The 17,308-nt window shown below is 71.6% G+C and carries 22 protein-coding genes; 13 read left to right on the forward strand and 9 right to left on the reverse strand.

What is annotated here, in order from left to right; translation table 11 throughout:
* Window positions 1-221: 221 nt before the first annotated feature.
* The 4 genes from ACIG36_RS15560 to ACIG36_RS15575 all read left to right on the forward strand — a co-directional run bounded on the left by ACIG36_RS15560 (window position 222) and on the right by ACIG36_RS15575 (window position 1,746).
* Complete coding sequence (locus ACIG36_RS15560; protein ID WP_399927073.1) at window positions 222-440, forward strand: hypothetical protein; 219 nt, start codon at window positions 222-224, stop codon at window positions 438-440.
* Between the two features lie 108 nt (window positions 441-548).
* Entirely contained in the window at window positions 549-944 is a 396-nt protein-coding gene (locus tag ACIG36_RS15565) for a DUF3592 domain-containing protein (protein ID WP_399927624.1), read from the forward strand.
* A 149-nt stretch (window positions 945-1,093) separates the two neighbouring features.
* Entirely contained in the window at window positions 1,094-1,249 is a 156-nt protein-coding gene (locus tag ACIG36_RS15570) for a hypothetical protein (RefSeq protein ID WP_399927075.1), read from the forward strand.
* Entirely contained in the window at window positions 1,246-1,746 is a 501-nt protein-coding gene (locus ACIG36_RS15575) for a hypothetical protein (protein WP_399927077.1), read from the forward strand. Before ACIG36_RS15570 ends, ACIG36_RS15575 begins: the two co-directional genes overlap by 4 nt.
* 42 nt (window positions 1,747-1,788) lie before the next feature.
* On the opposite strand, the gene ACIG36_RS15580 is transcribed toward ACIG36_RS15575, so the two are convergent.
* The 4 genes from ACIG36_RS15580 to ACIG36_RS15595 all read right to left on the reverse strand — a co-directional run bounded on the left by ACIG36_RS15580 (window position 1,789) and on the right by ACIG36_RS15595 (window position 4,404).
* Complete coding sequence (locus ACIG36_RS15580) at window positions 1,789-2,337, reverse strand: hypothetical protein (RefSeq protein WP_399927079.1); 549 nt, start codon at window positions 2,335-2,337, stop codon at window positions 1,789-1,791.
* 131 nt (window positions 2,338-2,468) lie between these two features.
* Window positions 2,469-3,002, reverse strand: coding sequence for a chloramphenicol phosphotransferase CPT (cpt, locus tag ACIG36_RS15585; RefSeq protein WP_399927081.1), 534 nt, complete (start codon window positions 3,000-3,002; stop codon window positions 2,469-2,471).
* Window positions 3,003-3,089: 87 nt separating this feature from the next.
* Window positions 3,090-3,770 (reverse strand): Fic family protein, encoded by a 681-nt coding sequence (locus ACIG36_RS15590; protein ID WP_399927083.1) that lies wholly within the window; start codon window positions 3,768-3,770, stop codon window positions 3,090-3,092.
* Complete coding sequence (locus ACIG36_RS15595) at window positions 3,757-4,404, reverse strand: hypothetical protein (RefSeq protein WP_399927085.1); 648 nt, start codon at window positions 4,402-4,404, stop codon at window positions 3,757-3,759. Before ACIG36_RS15595 ends, ACIG36_RS15590 begins: the two co-directional genes overlap by 14 nt.
* A 274-nt stretch (window positions 4,405-4,678) precedes the next feature.
* On the opposite strand from ACIG36_RS15595, the gene ACIG36_RS15600 reads away from it, so the two are divergent.
* From ACIG36_RS15600 to ACIG36_RS15625, 6 genes are all read left to right on the forward strand, one after another.
* On the forward strand, window positions 4,679-5,761 hold the full coding sequence (locus ACIG36_RS15600) for an alpha/beta hydrolase (protein ID WP_399927087.1): 1,083 nt from the start codon (window positions 4,679-4,681) through the stop codon (window positions 5,759-5,761).
* A 134-nt stretch (window positions 5,762-5,895) separates the two neighbouring features.
* Window positions 5,896-7,329, forward strand: a complete 1,434-nt coding sequence (locus ACIG36_RS15605; protein ID WP_399927089.1) for a hypothetical protein — start codon at window positions 5,896-5,898, stop codon at window positions 7,327-7,329.
* Window positions 7,330-7,407: 78 nt separating this feature from the next.
* Window positions 7,408-8,685 carry an AAA family ATPase gene (locus tag ACIG36_RS15610; protein ID WP_399927091.1) on the forward strand — a complete coding sequence of 426 codons (1,278 nt, stop codon included), beginning with the start codon at window positions 7,408-7,410 and terminating at the stop codon, window positions 8,683-8,685.
* On the forward strand, window positions 8,682-9,938 hold the full coding sequence (locus ACIG36_RS15615; protein WP_399927093.1) for a VWA-like domain-containing protein: 1,257 nt from the start codon (window positions 8,682-8,684) through the stop codon (window positions 9,936-9,938). The genes ACIG36_RS15610 and ACIG36_RS15615 overlap by 4 nt, the downstream gene beginning before the upstream one ends.
* 67 nt (window positions 9,939-10,005) lie before the next feature.
* Window positions 10,006-10,587 (forward strand): TetR/AcrR family transcriptional regulator, encoded by a 582-nt coding sequence (locus ACIG36_RS15620; protein WP_399927095.1) that lies wholly within the window; start codon window positions 10,006-10,008, stop codon window positions 10,585-10,587.
* 3 nt (window positions 10,588-10,590) lie between these two features.
* Window positions 10,591-11,433, forward strand: coding sequence for an alpha/beta fold hydrolase (locus ACIG36_RS15625; RefSeq protein ID WP_399927097.1), 843 nt, complete (start codon window positions 10,591-10,593; stop codon window positions 11,431-11,433).
* 23 nt (window positions 11,434-11,456) lie between these two features.
* Here ACIG36_RS15625 and ACIG36_RS15630 read toward each other — a convergent pair whose 3' ends face one another.
* Window positions 11,457-11,618, reverse strand: coding sequence for a hypothetical protein (locus ACIG36_RS15630; RefSeq protein WP_399927099.1), 162 nt, complete (start codon window positions 11,616-11,618; stop codon window positions 11,457-11,459).
* A gap of 64 nt (window positions 11,619-11,682) precedes the next feature.
* Between ACIG36_RS15630 and ACIG36_RS15635 the strand changes: the two genes are divergently transcribed.
* Entirely contained in the window at window positions 11,683-12,342 is a 660-nt protein-coding gene (locus tag ACIG36_RS15635; protein ID WP_399927101.1) for a class I SAM-dependent methyltransferase, read from the forward strand.
* Between the two features lie 72 nt (window positions 12,343-12,414).
* Window positions 12,415-13,068, forward strand: a complete 654-nt coding sequence (locus ACIG36_RS15640; protein WP_399927103.1) for a maleylpyruvate isomerase N-terminal domain-containing protein — start codon at window positions 12,415-12,417, stop codon at window positions 13,066-13,068.
* A 15-nt stretch (window positions 13,069-13,083) separates the two neighbouring features.
* On the opposite strand, the gene ACIG36_RS15645 is transcribed toward ACIG36_RS15640, so the two are convergent.
* On the reverse strand, window positions 13,084-13,752 hold the full coding sequence (locus ACIG36_RS15645; RefSeq protein ID WP_399927105.1) for a hypothetical protein: 669 nt from the start codon (window positions 13,750-13,752) through the stop codon (window positions 13,084-13,086).
* Between the two features lie 129 nt (window positions 13,753-13,881).
* Window positions 13,882-14,784: an EamA family transporter gene (locus ACIG36_RS15650; protein WP_399927107.1), complete on the reverse strand. Its 903-nt coding sequence runs from the start codon at window positions 14,782-14,784 to the stop codon at window positions 13,882-13,884.
* A gap of 69 nt (window positions 14,785-14,853) precedes the next feature.
* Here ACIG36_RS15650 and ACIG36_RS15655 point away from each other — a divergent pair, with 69 nt between their 5' ends.
* Window positions 14,854-15,717, forward strand: a complete 864-nt coding sequence (locus ACIG36_RS15655; RefSeq protein WP_399927109.1) for a LysR family transcriptional regulator — start codon at window positions 14,854-14,856, stop codon at window positions 15,715-15,717.
* 34 nt (window positions 15,718-15,751) lie between these two features.
* On the opposite strand, the gene ACIG36_RS15660 is transcribed toward ACIG36_RS15655, so the two are convergent.
* Window positions 15,752-16,837: a response regulator gene (locus ACIG36_RS15660; protein WP_399927111.1), complete on the reverse strand. Its 1,086-nt coding sequence runs from the start codon at window positions 16,835-16,837 to the stop codon at window positions 15,752-15,754.
* The gene (locus ACIG36_RS15665) at window positions 16,830-17,087 is read right to left on the reverse strand and encodes a hypothetical protein (protein WP_399927113.1); all 258 of its coding nucleotides are present in this window, start codon (window positions 17,085-17,087) and stop codon (window positions 16,830-16,832) included. The genes ACIG36_RS15660 and ACIG36_RS15665 overlap by 8 nt, the downstream gene beginning before the upstream one ends.
* Window positions 17,088-17,308: the final 221 nt, after the last annotated feature.

Consider the following 17,308-nt stretch of genomic DNA (forward strand, 5'->3'; position numbering starts at 1 on the left):
CGGAGGACGGCCGCGCTGACGCGGTCGAGTATCCGGTCGGGCAGCACCCGTGACAGGCGGGTGAGCAGGGCCGTGTCCCGGCCGATGGTGGTCGACCGGGGCGTTGACGTCAACGGGCACTTGACCGCGGACAAGTGGCACATCACGGCAGAGGAACTCGTCTCGACCCTGGTGTCCATGATCAGTGACCGGTCGCCATGGCGCGGGTGATGGCGCGTGCCATGGCGACCACGGCGGGGATCTGCGCGGCGGGTTGGCTCCGATCGGACGGGGTGATGACCGAGATGGCGGCGATGGTGGTGAACTCCGGCCAGGAGGGCCGCCGCGTGCTGCGTCCCCGCGCGGGAAACCCGATCCAGATCAGTCCTGCCGCGTACAACCAGGCCCAGAGCATCCCGATCCATGACGCGGCGAAGACCATGGGCATCAGCCGCTGGTGACGCCGCCGACCGACAGCGCACCAGCCAAGCACCGCCGAGCTGGTGCGCACAGGCGTGCCGCCCGCTCGAAGCGCAGGCCGAGACAGAAGAGGTGGCGTCGTGTTCCACGTGTCCACGGCTCTTGTGGTGTGCGGGGCGGCCGGCGTGCTTCCCCTGTGGCTCGCGGTCCGGGAGGCGGTCGTGATGCGGCGGCTCCTGCGGGATGGGATCCGGACACAGGGTGTCGTGGTCGACAACGTGCGATCCGACGACGACGGGTCGGTGTGGGTGCCGGTCATAGCGTTCCGCGACCAGCAGGGTCGCCGTGTGACGTTCACGCCTCGGTTGCGTGGGGCCGGGATGAAGCTGGAGACCGGACGCGACGTACCCGTGGTGTATCTGCCGCGCGACCCGAGGTCGGCACGGGTCCACACGCATCGGCACATGGTGGGACCGGTGGTGTTCCTGGCGCTCGTCGGGGTTGCCTTCCTGAGCTTCGCCGTGTTCAGCGCCCTGGCCGACTGAGCGCGGCGTCACGGCCGGTGCGCTGCGAGCGCGACGCCTTGCCCGGAGTCCGACTGTCGTTTATCGCTACACTCTGCCCTGGATAGAGACATATGTCTTGAAATCGTTGGGCGTAGCGCACGCGCCGCATGCGAACTCCGGAGGTCGCCATGACCGGTTCGTCCCCTCCTCCCGGCGGCACTCATGGCAACGGCGCGAGAGCGCCACGCTGGGTCAAGGTGTCCACGATCGCCGCGATCCTCCTGGTCGCGGCGTACATCGTCCTGCACCTGGCCATCGGCCGCATGGTCGGGCACGCGCCGTGAACCCGTTCACCCCCCGGCAGCGCAAACTGGCCCTGACCGCGCACATCACCGTCTCGGTGGGCTGGCTCGGCGCCGCCGCGGTGTTCCTCGCCCTCGCTGTCGCCGGGTTGACCAGCCGGGAGCCGGAGGCGGTACAGGGGGCGTACGTGACGATGAAGCTCGTGGGCTGGTGCGTCATCGTGCCGCTCGGTATCGCCTCGCTGGTGACGGGTGTGGTGCAGTCGCTGGGGACGACGTGGGGGCTGGTGCGCCATTACTGGGTGATCGCCAAGCTGTTGATCACCACACCGGCCACTGGGCTCCTCCTCGTGCACATGCGACCCATCGGGCGTCTGGCCGACGCGGCCGCCCGTACCGAGCCGACCACCGCACAACTGACGACCCTGCGCGCCCAGATGGTCGTGGACGCGAGCGCCGCCCTGCTCGCACTGCTGACGGCTGTGGCGCTGTCGGTGTTCAAACCCCGCGGAGCGACCGGGTACGGGCGACGCCCGTAGCCGTCGCAACCTGCGATCAGCAGATCGGCAGATCGGCAGAGATCAGCAGGGGCGCCTCGGTGCGGTGACGTACCTGAACGGCGCGCAGACCCCGGCGCTGTGGTAGCCCGCAGCTGTGAGAGCCAGTGTCAGACGTTTACGTGGCTTGAGCCCCAGGTCGGCGGTGGCGTGCAGCGCGCCCAGTGCGAATTCGTCCCCGCACCCCACGGCCGCGTACCCGTCGGCGGGCTCGGCTATCTGGTAGTCGTCGTGGACGGCGAACAGCCGGTCGTACACGCCGACGAGGAACGTGCCGGCCTGCTCCTGCTCGGAGTCCTTGCGTGCCCAGCCGCCGTCCTTCAGGCAGGTGCGGAGCTTGTCGACGAAGACGGTGGTCATGAACCGGTCCAGGTCGCCCTCGGGCTTGGGCGCCCTGAACGCGTGGTGCAGCAGCTGCCCCATGCGGAAGCTGGTGGTGAAGCCCATGGCGTAGGGGCCGTTGCGGAATATCTTCGGGTCCCGGCGAACGGTCAGCCTGCTGCCGGAGACACCCGCCGAGTCCCCGCCCAGGTACACCCGCCCGTCGTGCACGAGCCCGACGATCACCGTCATGGTCTCCCCTTCCGCTGCGTCCCTCCCGGTAAAACTCGCCCGCAGAAGCGGGCGGAAAACGAGCGGGCCCGGAACCGCCGCTGTGAAGAGCCTCTTGCTCCGGGTAGCCCGGCCGCGAGGTGATCCGACGATCAGCTGACGTGGGCGGCGATGGTCCGCGCGCACGCCAGGGACTCGGTGTGCGTCGTGTCCACTTCCAGGTCGTAGATCACGCCCTCGTGAACCACGTCCGCCTGCAACGAAGCCATTCCATGGACCCGATCTCCCCGTGCGACCTCACGGCCGGCCGCGACCGAACTCTCGCACCTGACGCCGACCCACAGCACGTCCACATCACCGAGCGCCTTCTGCCACCGCTGCTGGGACGCCGCTCCGCCGAGGAAGACCTCATCGATGACGACCCTGGCGCCGGCACGGGCCATCGCCACCACGCCCTCGATCCAGGCCTCCTCCAGCGCCCGGAAGTCGGCCCCGACGCTCACTCGACCGTCTGCCGCGATCTCGATCCCCGCATCCGACGCCTGCATCTTCGCGGGAAGCGCATCGACGAACGAATCGACACCGAACGCCAGCCACGGATCCGGCAGCACAGCCTGCAGGCATCGTACGATTCCGGACTTCCCTGCGCTGGAACCACCGTTGAGGATGATCATCTGAGTCGTCACCGCGCCACAGTAGGGTGCCTCCCGCCACGGCGTGAAACGAATTTCGGCAGGCGCTGCTCCCCTGCCGCAACCCGCCGGCTGTTCCGGCTACCGAGCGAACCTGAGCTCAGGACAGGTCCCGTGGGCCCGGCCGCCCTGGCGGGTGATCAGCAGGTGCACTACGCTGGCCAGTTCGGCGGCGCCCTCCGGGTCGTCGGCGTAGCGGGCCACCGCGAGTGGCCTGATCCAGCTGAGCACGATGTCCTGCGTGGCGAGCAGGTGTCCCAGGGCGAGCAGTGCGGCGCGGGCGTTGCCGTCGTCGAAGGGGTGGAAGAAGCAGACGTCGAGGTAGAGGCGAGCGGCACGGGCGGGAAGGGGAACGGCCGGTTCGCGGCTCTGGGCGAGGCAGGACGCGAAGCGTTGCGGGGTGTCGGCGTGCAGGCCGTACCGTTCGCTTCCGCGCTTGGCGTACGCCGTTCCCGCGCGGAACGCGGCGAGAGGGATGCCGAGTACGGTGCTCTGCCAGGCGGCGAGCCGCTCGAAGTCGAGGGCGCGGCCGGCGCGGGCGTCCGCGTACGCCTGCTGCCACGCAGCCGTGAGGCGTCGGGCACGGTCCTCGCCCCGGGTGGCTCGGGACGCGGCAGCGTACTCCGCGATCCCGTCGCCGTCGCGGTCCCCCTGGACAGGGCCGGCGATGTGGGGGCAGGCGCGGGTCCAGTCGACCTGTTCGCGGACGTGCTGCCAGGTCAGCAGGGCGTCGGCCGCCCTGGGGGAGTCAGCGATCCGCATGGGCGGCTATCCGCTCGGCCACGTCGTCGATCACCGGAAGCCGCGGCTCGACCCAGCTCTTGAAGCGGCCTCCGATGGCTTCCCCCACCCACTCCGCCGCCCGCCCGGCCTCGACGTCGTTGCTCTCCAGGTACCAGCGCAGCACCAGCTCGCAGTGCCCGTACCAGGCGGCCTCGCAGGAGGTGCGGTCCAGCACCAGTGTCACCAACCGGGCCACCGCCCGTTCCCACGCCCACTCCCGGTCCTCGGCCGAGGCGCCGGGGGCGGGAGAAAGACGGGCGAATTTCTCATCGAGTTCGTCGAGCCACTCCCGCCATTCCTCCAGCGAGTCGACGACCCGGTCGGGGGTTTCGTCGACGGTCGTCACCGAGTCGGAGGAGCAGCACCAGGCTTCGACGGGGCCTCCGAAGTGCGTCGAGTGGTGCCAGCCGACGACCCAGATGCCGAACCGGTCGACGAGGGCGCGGGTCACCGCCTCCTCATACGGGTAGCCCCGCGAGTACGCGGCTTCCTGCTCCACGATCGGGATCGGAATCGCGGCGACGATGTCGTACGCGGCGTCAGCGTCGAACGGGCGGCCCGTCGGTTTCACATCGGCCCACGTCTGGTTGCGCAGCCACAGCTTCTCATCCACGGAGGTCAGAGTGCCATAGGTACTGTCATCAGCTGCGCCTTCGCCGGGGCGCGCGCCGACAAGGCGCCGCAGGCGAGGGGACCTCAGCCCCGCCCACTGACAACGGAGACTTCACCGTCTCGGGCGGGAGACGGCGGTGTTGCCCGGCGGGGCCGTGTGGTTGGCTACGCCGTATGGGTTTCAGGCGAGCGTTCCCCGGATGTACATGCGTACGGCAAGGCGGTTTCGGCAAGGCTGCCGGGTGGAATCCCGGCGTCCGGCCGGGGGCCGGGTCATGAGTGTCCGCCGTGTGCCGCCGGAGCCCGGCCGTGTCCCGGCACCGACGGCGGTACCGACGGCGGTGCCGAGGGCGGTAGCGAGGGCGGTGCCTCCCTTCGACCCCGAACTGGGCGTCGTCCTGGCGGGCTTGAGCAAGGAGTCGAGGGAGCCGGTCACCCCGGACAACCTCCAGGCCCGGCAGGAGCGGGATGCCGCGACGCGGCCCAGGCCGACGGCCGAGGACCTGCGCGCCGACGGCCGTTTCGAGGTCACGGAGTTCCGTGTACCGGGACCACCGGACGGGCCGGACGTCACGCTCGTGAGCGCGCGGCCGTCCGGGCTCGCCGGGCCGCTGCCTCTGCTGTACTACATGCACGGCGGCGCGATGATCATGGGCAACGCGTGGTCCGTGCTTCCCCGGATCCTCAGCGAGTGGGCCCTCCCGCTGGGACTGGCTGTCATCTCGGTCGAGTACCGGCTGGCGCCGCGGACGCGGTACCCGGGACCGCTGGAGGACTGCTATGCCGGACTCGTCTGGGCGGCCGGACACGCGGCCGAACTGGACATCGACGCGGACCGCATCGTCATCGGCGGCAAGAGCGCCGGTGGCGGCCTCGCCGCGGCCCTCACCCTGCTGACCCGGGACCGCGGCGGCCCCGCACCACTGGGACAACTGCTGCTGTGCCCGATGCTCGACGACCGCAACAGCACCTTCTCCAGCCACCAGATGTCAGGCCACGGCGTGTGGGACCTCACCTCCCACACGACCGTATGGAAGGCACTGCTGGGCGACCGCTACGGCGCCACGGACCTCCCGCCCTACGCGGCCCCCGCCCGCGCCACGGATCTCTCCGGACTGCCCCCGGCCTACATCGAGGTCGGCTCGGCCGAGATGTTCCGGGACGAGGACGTGGCCTACGCCAACGCCATCTGGCAGGCAGGCGGCCAGGCCGAACTGCACGTATGGCCCGGCGCCTACCACGGCTTCGACGGCCTGGCACCCCGCGCAACCATCACACAGGACGCCCGCAACGCCCGCACCCGCTGGCTCCAGCGCCTCCTCGGGCAGTCCAGCACAGGGAATCCACCTACCGGATGAGCGGAGCCTGGGCGGCTCCGAGCCGCTCTCGCGAAAACACTTGGTGGGATCGCGGTGAGGCGCGCTAAGATCACCGCGATGATGACTCCTTCTGGTAACAGATTGGGGGCCCCGTCCGCGCAAGGTGAGTGCTGATGCTCACTCAGACCGCGACAGGGGATTCCCGCCTTTCCTTCTGGCTGCGCGTGCGCGAGTTCGCCGTGCCGCCCTCCATGATCGAGACTGCGACCGCCCGCCGCCGTGCCGGGGACTGGGCGGGGGCGTGCGCCGCCGCAGGCATCGATGTCGATCTCGACCTCCGTTCCGTGGCCCGTGGCCACGGCCGGGAACTCGCGGCCCGCATCCGGGCCGATCTCCGGCACTTGGCGCCCGACCTGCTGCGCTGGCACATGCCCAGGATCGCCCCCGACGGGCTGCTGCGGCCGGGGCTGACCATCGCTCTGGCCCGGTACGACGCCGAAGGGCGTGACGGCACGCGTCCGGTGCGCCTCGTGGTCCGGACGCCGCCCGCTTGGGCGGACGCCGGCCAGCGCATCAGCCTCGCGCTGTGGGACGGGACGCACGCCGAGCCCAGTGCCCGCCGTCATCCCCATCCCCACCCCCACCGGCGGTTCCGCCTCGACCTGCACCGTCATCTGTGGGACGCGCGCAGGACGGACGAGCTGCGGGTACGGTCCGGGGCCGACCGGCCGTCGGGCGACGGTGGCGGTCCCGTGCCGGCGCCCGTGCCGGTTCCCGTGCCGCAGGGGTATCGGTGCGCCGTCGACCGGTGGGCGGCCGAGGCCGGGATCGTGCTCCGCGCCGAGGGACGGTCCGCCGGTGCCGTGACCGTACGGCTCGGGGCCCGGCACCGGCTCGTCCTGGACCTGGCCCCGGACGGGAGCGCCGCCGCGCCGCCCGTACCGCGGATCGCAGCGGCGGAATCAGCCGGTGACGTGTCCACGCTGCCCGTCCTGCCCGACGCGGCGACCTGGGTGCTGCCCGATCTGGAGTTGATCCGCACCGGTGCGATCGAGGCCGGCCGGCTGCATCCGCTGGTCGCCTCGGCACTCGTACCGGACCATGCGCCGACCGGTCCGCCCCGCACTCCTGACGGGCCCGGACAGCCGCGGCTCGTGGAGTGCCGGGGAGCCCGGCACCGGATCGGCCTGGTCGACGGCGTACTGGTCCCGCTGGACCACGATCCGGCCGAGATCCGGCGGGAGGAACTGCTGGTCGCGCTGACCGGCACCCCACTGCCCTGTCTACGGGCGATCGACGAGGCGCACCGCCGTCCGGACTGCCTCACCGGCGTCCGCGAACGCCTGGACCACGGAGACACGGCCGGCGCACTGGCCGTCGTCGAGGGCCTGCTGGGCCCCGACGCGCTGCTGCGCGCCGGCGCGCTGCGGGACGAACTGGAGACGGCCGCGCAGAGGCGGATCACGTACGGGCTGTACAGGGCCGGTCTGATCGGCCCCGGGCCCGCATCCGCAGCCACACCCGCACCCGCACCGGGGGACGTCCGCGCTGAAGGCCGTCGCCGTCACCGCCGTCACCTCGACCGCCGCTCACAGCCCTCTCGCTGACTCGTCACCGACTCGGGGCCACTGCCCTGTCCTCTTCTGCCCTCACTCCCCTCACCACGAACCGACAGGTAATCACCTATGCCCACTTGCACCCCTTATACCCTCACCGACGCCCCCGCCGGCACTCCCTCCGGTCCGGCCCATGCCTCGCAACTCGCCGTCGCCGGCGAGCTGCTGGCCCTGCTCCGCGACACGACCACCGAGCCGCGCCCCGACAACCAACTCGAGGCCCTGACCCTGGCCGTCGCCGCCGACCTGCCCGTCCTCCTGTGGGGCGAGCCGGGGATCGGCAAGACCGCGGCCCTGACGCAGCTCTCCGAGTCCCTGGACCTCCCACTGACCACAGTGATCGCCAGCGTGCACGAACCATCCGACTTCTCGGGCCTGCCCGTCGTGGGGGACGACCCCGCGGAGCAGGGGGTTCCGATGGCCCCGCCGGACTGGGCCGTGCGCCTGGTACGAGCCGGACGGGGGCTGCTGTTCCTCGACGAACTGTCCACCGCCCCGCCGGCCGTCCAGGCCGCCCTGCTCCGGCTCGTCCTCGAACGTCGGATCGGCGCCCTGCGACTGCCGCCCGGAGTCCGGATCGTGGCCGCCGCCAACCCGCGGTCCTCGGCCGCCGACGGCTGGGAGCTCAGCCCGCCGCTGGCCAACCGGTTCGTCCACCTCCAGTGGACCCACGACCACGAGGTCGTCGTACGCGGCCTCGGCGGGACCTGGCCCCGGGCGACACTGCCACGGCTCGACCCGGAGAAGCTGCCGGAGGCCGTGGACCTCGCTCGCCGCGCGGTGTGCGGGCTCCTCGCCGCCCGGCCCAGGCTCGTACACCAGCTGCCCAGCAGTGAGACGCGCCGGGGCGGCGCCTGGCCGTCACCCCGGAGCTGGGAGACGGCCCTGACCCTGACCGCCTTCGCGACCGCGGCCGGCTCCTCCCGGGAAGTACTCTCCCTGCTGGTCAGGGGCACTGTGGGGGACGGCCCGGGGCTGGAACTGCTGGCGAGCCTGGACCGGATGGACCTGCCGGACCCCGAAGTGCTGCTCGCCGACCCGGCGGGCGCCGTCCTGCCCGAGCGGGGGGACCTGCGCCAAGCCGTGCTCGACGGTGTGGTGGAGGCGGTCCGCAGCCGACCGGAGAAGGCCCGTTGGGACGCGGCGTGGGAGCTGCTGGTCCGGGCGGTGGAAACCGGGGCACCGGACCTGGTGGTCGTCCCCGCGACCACGCTCGCCACGCTGCGCCGCGAGGACTGGGACGTTCCGGCCACGATCGAGCAACTCGCGGGAGCGGTGGCCCTGTCCCGGCGGGCGGACCGAGCGGCGGCACGGACGGCCGCGGCATCCGCGAAGGCGGGGCGATGACGCGGGGCACGGCGAGCACGACGGGACCGGCTCTGGACCTCGACAAGCTCTTCGCCGCCCGGCTGCACGCCGCCCGGGTCCGGCCCTACCTGGCGACGGCCCTGTTCGCCCTGCACACCGTCGAGTCGCGGCGGGTACCGACGATGGCCGTGGACCGGTACTGGCGGTGCTACGTCTCGCCGGCGTTCGTCGACCGGACGCCGGTGGAGGAGCTCGCCGGCGTGTGGGTGCACGAGGTGTCGCACCTGCTGCGCGACCACCACGGGCGCAGTGACCGGGTCGCGCGGGAGCGCGGGCTGACCGGCCCGGGAGAGCGGCTTCGGATGAACATCGCGGCGGACTTCGAGATCAACGACGACGTGTTCGGCGACGGGCTGGTCCGGCCCGAAGGCGCCGTCGTCCCCGCGACCTTGGGGCTGCCCGCGGGGCAGCTCATGGAGGACTACCTGCGCCAGTTCCGCCTCGGGCCGCGATTGGGGGACGCGGCCTGGCTGGACTGCGGCAGCGGCGCCGACGGAGTGGAACGGGAGTGGGAGCTGGGGCCGGACGGCGCGCACGGTCTCAGTGAGCAGGAACGGGACGCGGTCCGGTTCCGGGTGGCGCAAGGCATCACCGGCCGCCCGGGAAACGCCCCGGAGGGGTGGCGTCGGTGGGCGGAGGAGGCGTTCCACCCGCCACAGCCGTGGCGGGAGTTGCTGGGAGCGGCGGTCCGCTCGGCGGTCTCCGGCTCCGGCGCGGGCGAGGACTACACCTACGGCCGCCCGTCGCGACGCTCGGCGGGAGTGCCCGGCGCCGTGCTGCCGAGCCTGCGGCGCAGGCCGCCCCGGGTCTCGGTGGTCATCGACACGTCCGGCTCGGTCAGCGACGCCGAACTGGGCAGCGCGCTCCTCGAGGTGACCGCGATCTCCCGTGCCGTCGGCGGCCGTCGCGACCTGGTCACCGTGGTGCCGTGCGACGCGGCGGCACGGATCGCGCACCCGCTGTGCCGCGCCGAGGGGATACCGCTGGTGGGCGGCGGGGGCACGGATCTGCGCACGGGCTTCGCGAGGGCGCTCGGGGCGAGGCCCCGGCCGGATGTCGTCGTGGTCCTGACGGACGGGCAGACGCCCTGGCCGGGCACGCGCCCGCCGTGCCGGACGGTGGTGGGACTGTTCCCCCGGCGGCGGGCGCGATCGTCCTGGACCGAGGACGATCCCGAGTACGAGCCGGACGCGCCGCCCGCGTGGGCGAGGGTGGTGGACATCGGCTCGTAGGAAACCGATCCAGGCTCCTAGGTATGTTAGCTTCTTTCCTAGAGAGTCTAGGAAAGAAGGGGTGCCCATGGTGCGAGCAGGCCTGACCGTGGCCAAGCTGACGGAAGCGGCCGCGGTGATGGCGGACGAGGTCGGTCTGGAGAAGGTCACCGTCTCCGCGCTCGCGCGGCACTTCGGCGTCAAGGACGCCAGCCTGTACTCGCACGTCAAGAACCTGCGGGAGCTGCGCGTGCGGATCGCCCTGCTGGGATCCGCGGAGATGACCGAGCGCATCGCCGCGGCAGTGGCGGGCCGGGCCGGCAAGGACGCGCTCATCGCCTTCGCCGACGCCTACCGCTCCTACGCGCTCGCGCACCCCGGCCGGTACGCGGCGACGCAGATGCAGCTCGCGCCGGAAGAGGTCGCGGACTCCATCGGGTTCCGGCGCAGCGTCGAGTTGACCTACGGCATGCTGCGCGGCTACGGCCTGACCGAGCCGGACCTGACCGACGCCGGCCGGCTGCTGCGCAGCACCTTCCACGGCTACATCCATCTGGAGCTCAGCGGCGGCTTCGGGCACTCCCGCCCGGTGCGGGAGTCCTGGTCGCGCGCACTCGAGTCCCTGCATGTGCTCCTGGAGCACTGGCCTTCAGAATCGAACGGGGAGTAAGCGATGAACAAGCCCGATCCCACGACCGGCACGCTCGCCGTGCCCGGCGCGACCCTGTACTACGAGAAGCGCGGCAGTGGGCCGCTCCTGCTGCTCATCCCCGGCGGCGCGGGCGACGCAGGGATGTACGCGCCCATGGCGGCCGAGCTGGCCGGCGAGTACACCGTGGTGTCCTACGACCCGCGCGGTCTGTCCCGCAGCCCCCTCGACGGCCCGCTCACCGATCAGCGGGTTCCGGTGTGGAGCGACGACGCACGGCGCCTGCTCGACTTCCTCGCACCCGATGAGGAGGCCGGCGTGCTGGGTTGCAGCTCCGGCGCCATCGTGGCGCTCGACCTGCTGGCCCGCCACCCGGGACGAGTACGCCGGGTGGTCGCGCACGAGCCGCCGCTGGTGGGACTCCTCAAGGACCCCGACCCGTACCGGACGCTCTTCGCCGAGGTCCGCGAGACATTCCGTGCGGAAGGGATCCGTGCCGCGATGGCCCGGTTCGCGGAAGGGATCGGGGAGCAGACAACGGAGCAGGAGGCGGAGCGGGCGACCGAACTGCCGCCCGAGATCCAGGAGATGGCTCCCAGGATGCACGCCAACTTCCCGGTCTTCCTGGAGCACATGCTGTGCCCCTTCTCCTCGTCCACCCCGGATCTGGCGGCACTGCGTCCCGTCGCCCACAAACTGGTCGCGGCAGCCGGGCGGGAATCACGCGGCCAGGAGCCCTTCCACGGACCGGCCGCCCGGCTCACGGAGCTCCTGGGCAGCCCGCTGGTGGAGTTCCCCGGCGGTCATCTCGGGGCCGTCGAGCGCCCGAAGGATTTCGCCGAGCGACTCCTGACGGCGCTTGCCTGAACTTGCCGGTCAGTGCTGCCGGTTCAGCAGGGGGGCGAGGGGGTCAGCAGCCGGTGGTGCCAGGAGTGGGCGCCGTCATCGTCGTCCGGATACGCCGCATCCGTCAGTACGTCCTCGCGCGCGTCGGCGGGGATGCTCTCCAGGTGGGCCCAGTCCACTATGAGGGCCGTGATGTCCAGTCCCATGCCCAGCAGGCTACGGGCCGACCGGTCGGCTCGGCTCCCGAGAGACAGGTTAGTGTCCTCGCTTGTGACTGAACTTTCCTCGCATCTCGAAGAGACAGCGCATGCCTACGATGCCCTGGCCATCCGCTACGCCGAACTCGCCCGCGATGCGCTCGACGCTCTTCCACTGGACCGCGCGGTACTCGCCGCGTACGCCGAACTCGTGCGGACCACCACCGGTGCCGGAACCGTTGCCGAGCTGGGGTGCGGCCCTGGCCAAGTGACCGCGCATCTGCGGGACCTGGGGCTGGATGTCTTCGGTGTCGACCTGTCTCCGGTGATGATCGATCTCGCTCGCAAGGCGTACCCGGATCTGCGGTTCGAGGTCGGTTCCATGGACGCCCTGGACCTGGCCGACGGCAAGTTGAGCGGCATCGTGTCCTGGTATTCGGTCATTCACACCCCGCCGCAGGACATACCCTCGTACTTCGCCGAGTTCCGGCGGGTACTCGCACCCGGCGGCCAGCTCCTGCTCGCCTTCTTCGAGTCGGAGGGCCAGCCGGTCACGCCGTTCGACCACAAGGTGACGACGGCCTACCGGTGGCCGATCGACGACCTCGCGGAGCTGGCAGGCGGAGCCGGCTTCGTCGAAGTCGGCCGGATGCTGCGTGAACCGCTCGAGGGGGAACGGTACCGCCGGGGCCATCTGCTGATGTCCGCCGGAGTTCCCGGCCTCCCACAGTAGCGGGGCCGGTTCCGCATTCGCGGGCGGGCGAAATCAGTCGCAGCCGGGGGCGGGCGCTGCTAGCTTGCGGCTGTGGATCTCTTCTCGCGCTCCTGGGCAGCGTTGCGCACGGCGGTCGCCGAACTCCGCGACGAGGACTTCGCGCGGTCGTCCGGGTGCGCCAGCTGGCTCGTGCGGGATCTGGTGTGCCACCTGATCATCGACGCTCAGGACGTCCTGATCACCCTCGTCACCCCCACCGCAGCGGAGCCGACCCGGGACGCGGTGACCTACTGGGACGTCGTCGAGGCCCCGACCGGCGACGACCCGCTCGACGCGCTGACCGTCCGCCTGGCCACCGCGTACGAAGAGCCGTGGTTGCTCAAGTTCCACCTCGACGACGTCGGTTCCGCCGCCGGTCGCGCCGCCGGGCTCGCCGACCCGGCGGTCCGGGTCGGCACCCGCGACGAGGTGCTCACCGTGGGCGACTACCTTTCCGCGTACGTCCTCGAATGGACGCTGCATCACCTCGACCTGATCGCGCACCTCCCGGACGCGACGGACCCGCCCGCCGAGGGGCTCGCCCGGTCACGCGAGCTGCTGGAGAAGATCGCCGGGGCGGCGTTTCCCCCGTCGTTCTCCGACAAGGACGCGCTGCTGATCGGCACGGGACGGCGTGCCCCGACCGAGGCCGAGAAGGCCGAACTGGGTGAGGGGGCCGCGAAACTCCCGCTCGTCCTCGGCTGAACGGCGGTCCGCCGTTCAGCCGTTGTGCGGCGGACGGGTGTCGATCAGGTCGGTGACGAACTTCCTCAGGCGTCCCGCGCGTACGGGCAGCACGCCGTGAACGACCTGGGCCCCGTACGCGATACCGGTGCCCGCCGGGGCGTCGGCGGTCCAGCGGGTGCGCGGGGTGTCACGCAGCCACTCGGGGACGGCACCGTGGTCGTGGACATGCGGCAGCCGGTGCGTCAGCGGCGTGCCGGGCGCGAACCCCTCCGCCTCGCCGACGGTGGTGCCCGACCAGATGGCGGGATGGGAGGTGGTGGCGATGTAGAAGTCTCCCCCGTCCTCGGCGTCGGCCAGTACGACTCCCAGGCGCCCGATCCGGCGCGGAGGAGTGCCGGGATCGGCTATGCCGTCGATGTGGGCGCGGATCTCCTGCCCGGCTGTCAGCTCCGTGTAGTCCCACGTCGCGTCCGCCACGACTGAAGGCAGTGCGCGTCGAAGGGCGGGCAGGGCACGGGCGGTTGCACTGTGCAGGATCTCCTGCGCCAGGGGCGGGGCGGGGACGACGTCGGCCTGGTGGGTGGGCTTCCAGCCGGTCGCCGCGTGCTCCGCGTCCATGATCTTGGTCAGCTGGGCGAGTTCGTCGCAGGTGAGGAAGTCCTCGACAGTCTGCAGCGCCAGGGTTTCGCTCAGATGGATCACGACGGTCTCCTCTCGGAAGGCGGCCTCGCATCGCGGGCAGTGTCGTCCTGTCCCGGCTTCCCGTCGAGTCGTCATTTCGGCATCGTTCGGACTCCGGTGACCGTGGCAGCCGTACGGGCCCAGCGCGCCTCAGCGCTTGCCCGTGCGGACCGCGCCCGCGCTTGCCGTGACCACCATCGCGATCGCGACGCACTGCGTCGGCGACAGCCCCTGGTCCAGCACCAGGTAGCCCGCCAGCGCGGCGAGGGCCGGCGCCAGGCTCGTCAGTACCGCGAACGTCGCCGCGGGCAGCCGGCGCAGGGCGAGCGTTTCCAGGGCGTAGGGCACGCCCGAGCTCATCACCGCGATCGCCAGGCCCAGCACCAGTACTCCCGGTTCCAGCAGCGTCCCGCCCGCCGACCCGATGCCCAGGGGCAGGCTGATCAGCGCGGCGACGGTCATCGCGATCGCCAGGCCGTCCAGCCGCGGGAAACGGGCGCCCGCACGGGCGTTGAGCACGATGTACGCCGCCCACATCGCGCCGGCGCCCAGTGCGAAGGCCACTCCCGCGGCATCGAGGCGGCCGAAGCCTCCGCGGCCCAGCAGGAAGACCCCCGCCAGCGCGAGGCCGGCCCACAGCAGGCTGGCCGGGCGGCGCGCGGCGACGACCGACAGCAGCAACGGTCCCAGCACCTCGAAGGTGACCGCCGAACCCAGCGGGATGCGGTCGATCGCCTGGTAGAAGAGGATGTTCATGCCGCCGAGCGCCAGGCCGAACCCACCGACCACCGCCCAGTCGGCGCGCGAGTAACCGCGCAGCCGGGGCCGGGTGACGACGAGCAGCAGCAACGCGGCGAACGTCACCCGCAGCGCGAGGGCGCCGAGCGCCCCGGTCCGGGGGAACAGCAGCGCGGCGCAGGCCGAACCGAACTGAACGGTCACCGCCCCGGCCAGCACCAGGCCGACGCCACCGAGGCTGCCGCGGCCCGCGGCGTGGCGAAGGACAACGGGCGTGACCGTCGTGGCGGATGAGTTCTGCAGCGTGGATGTCATGCCCTCAACGCTAGGAAGTCGGCCATGCGAAGTGAAATGCCTGATCCGCTGCGGTTATGCTCCTGAGGCATGACCATCGAGCTGCGGCACCTGCGTGCCTTCCTCGCCATCGCCGACGAGGGCAACGTCACCCGCGCCGCCGCCCGTCTCCACCTGAGCCAGCCCGCGCTCTCCCGCACCCTGCGCCAACTCGAGGACCACCTCGGCGCCCGCCTCGTCGACCGCTCCACGCACCACCTCGAACTCACCGCCCAGGGCGACATCTTCCGCGACAAGGCCCTTGCCGCTCTTGCCGCCGTCGAGACCGCCCTCGACCCCGGAGGGCTGACGAACTGGCCGCTGCGCCTCGGGCACACCTGGGCGGCGCTCGGCGATCACACCATCCCCTTGCTGCGCCGCTGGGACGAGACCCACCCCGGCACTCCGCTGGAACTGCTCCGCATCGACGACCGCACGGCGGGCCTCACCCAGGGCAAGGTCGACGCGGCCCTGCTGCGCGGTCCCGTCACCGCGCCCGGCCTCCGCACGGAACGGCTGTTGTCGGAGGAGCGGGTGGTGGTCATGCCGGCGGACAGCCCGCTGGCGGCCCTCCCCCGGGTCACCCTGGCGGACCTCGCCGCCCATCCCATCGCCCTCAACACCGTCTCCGGCACGACCACCATGGACCTCTGGCCGTCGACGGCCCGTCCCGTCGCCACCATTGAGGTGACCAACACCGACGAGTGGCTCATCGCCATCGCCGCCGGCCGCGCCGTAGGGATCTCCACATCGGCCACCCCGAGCAACCACACGCACCCCTCGCTGGTCTACCGCCCGCTCGCCGACGCGCCGACCGTTCCCGTCACCCTCGCCTGGCGCGAGGGACCGGGACACCCGGCCGTCCCGGACCTGCTGGCACTCGCGCGCCAGGTCCTCGAGACCGGAAAAGCCTGAATCGACACATCCATCGCCGGCCGGACAACGGGGGTCATCGGGTGGCATGGCGTTCGAGGTGGATGGAGGTGAACACGGCGACTTTGGCGCGCAGGGCCCAGGGGTCGAAGGGCTTGCTGATGTAGTCGACCGCGCCGGCCGCGTACCCACGGGCGGAGTGCTCCGGATCCACGCCCATCGCGGTCAGGAAGATGATGGGCACGTCGCGCGTCCGGGGTCTGCGCTTGATGTGCGCGCACGTTTCGTAGCCGTCCATCTCCGGCATCTGCACGTCCATGATGATCACCGCGAAGTCGTCGTGGTCCAGCAACGCCTTGAGCGCCTCCCGCCCGGAGGAGACGGTGACCAGATCCTGGTCGAGCGTCTCCAGCACGGCCTTCATCGCGAGCAGGTTGTCCGCCTGGTCGTCGACGATCAGGATCCTGGGCAGGTTCCGGGAACCGGAGGCCACGGCGGGCAGAGCCGCCGCGGGCCGCTCGACGGCGTCCAGCTGTCGTTCGAGCAGATCGCACCGGGCCTCGGCGGCGGCACGCTGCTCCCGCGCCTCGCGCAGTTCCTTCCCCAGGCGCGAGACTTCCGCCTCCAAGGCGTTGCGTTCCTGGAGGAGTTCGGAGACGTCCGGGTGGGCCGCCGCGAGCTTGTCCGCCCGCTCCCGCTCGGCGCTCCAGTCGGCCTCCAGTTGGTTGAGGCGCACTTCCAGGTCGGCGATGCGGTGCGCACGGTCCAGCAGCGCATCGCCCAGCACGTCGCCCCGGACGCTCGATCGCCGGGAGACCCGGTCGGCGTCGGCCAACTGCTGCTCCAGGATCTCCACCGCGTGCTTGGGAGAGGAGCCGGCGTCGACCGCCGACCCGTACAGTCCGCGTACGAACTCGATGGCCTCGGTGGTGACCGCGGTTCCACGGTGCTCCGCGAGGTCCGCGAACAGGTCCATGATCACCTGCCAAGGGGGCAAGCGGGTGCCGTTCAGGTAACGCGAGAACGTCCCGGGATCGCGTCGGCGCCGGGCCGCGTAGCGGCGCACGGACACCTCCATCCCTTCGAACATTTCCCGCAGCGCCTGGGCGAGGGCCCGGGACGTGTCCGTGAGGTCGTCCCCCAGCGGTCGAAGCTCACCCATCTCCTTTCTCCTCCCCGCCGCCGATACTCACGGTCCCCCGCGGCCGGCTCGCGTCGGGTTCGGCGGCGACGAGGCGGTCGAAGAACGGCACCGCCAGTCCCGCGGCGGCCAGGCCCGCGAGCACGCTGCGCGGCGTCCCCTCCCCCGCTAAAGCGGTCAGGGCGCCCGCGGTCACGCCGACGATCAGAGCCAGCAGGAACACCAAGGTCGTTCTCAGTGACAGCAGCGGCCGGTCCACCGAGGTCTCCATCCATCCATCCGTCCAACCCGTCGTGCGCCAACGGGACTTGTCTCCCCTCCAGCGGATCACGGAAAGGGGACTCACAGGATGGGACACCGCGGAGCCGTTGCGCTTCGCGATCGAGGAAGATACGCAACGGTTCCCTTCCGTCACCACCGGCACCCGCCTCCAGGCCTGCCCGTTCTCACTGAACGGAGCGGCCTGGCCAAGGCCGTTGCCGCAGCGTTGCG

Source organism: Streptomyces sp. NPDC053048, assembly GCF_044547045.1.
Lineage (GTDB): Bacteria > Actinomycetota > Actinomycetes > Streptomycetales > Streptomycetaceae > Streptomyces.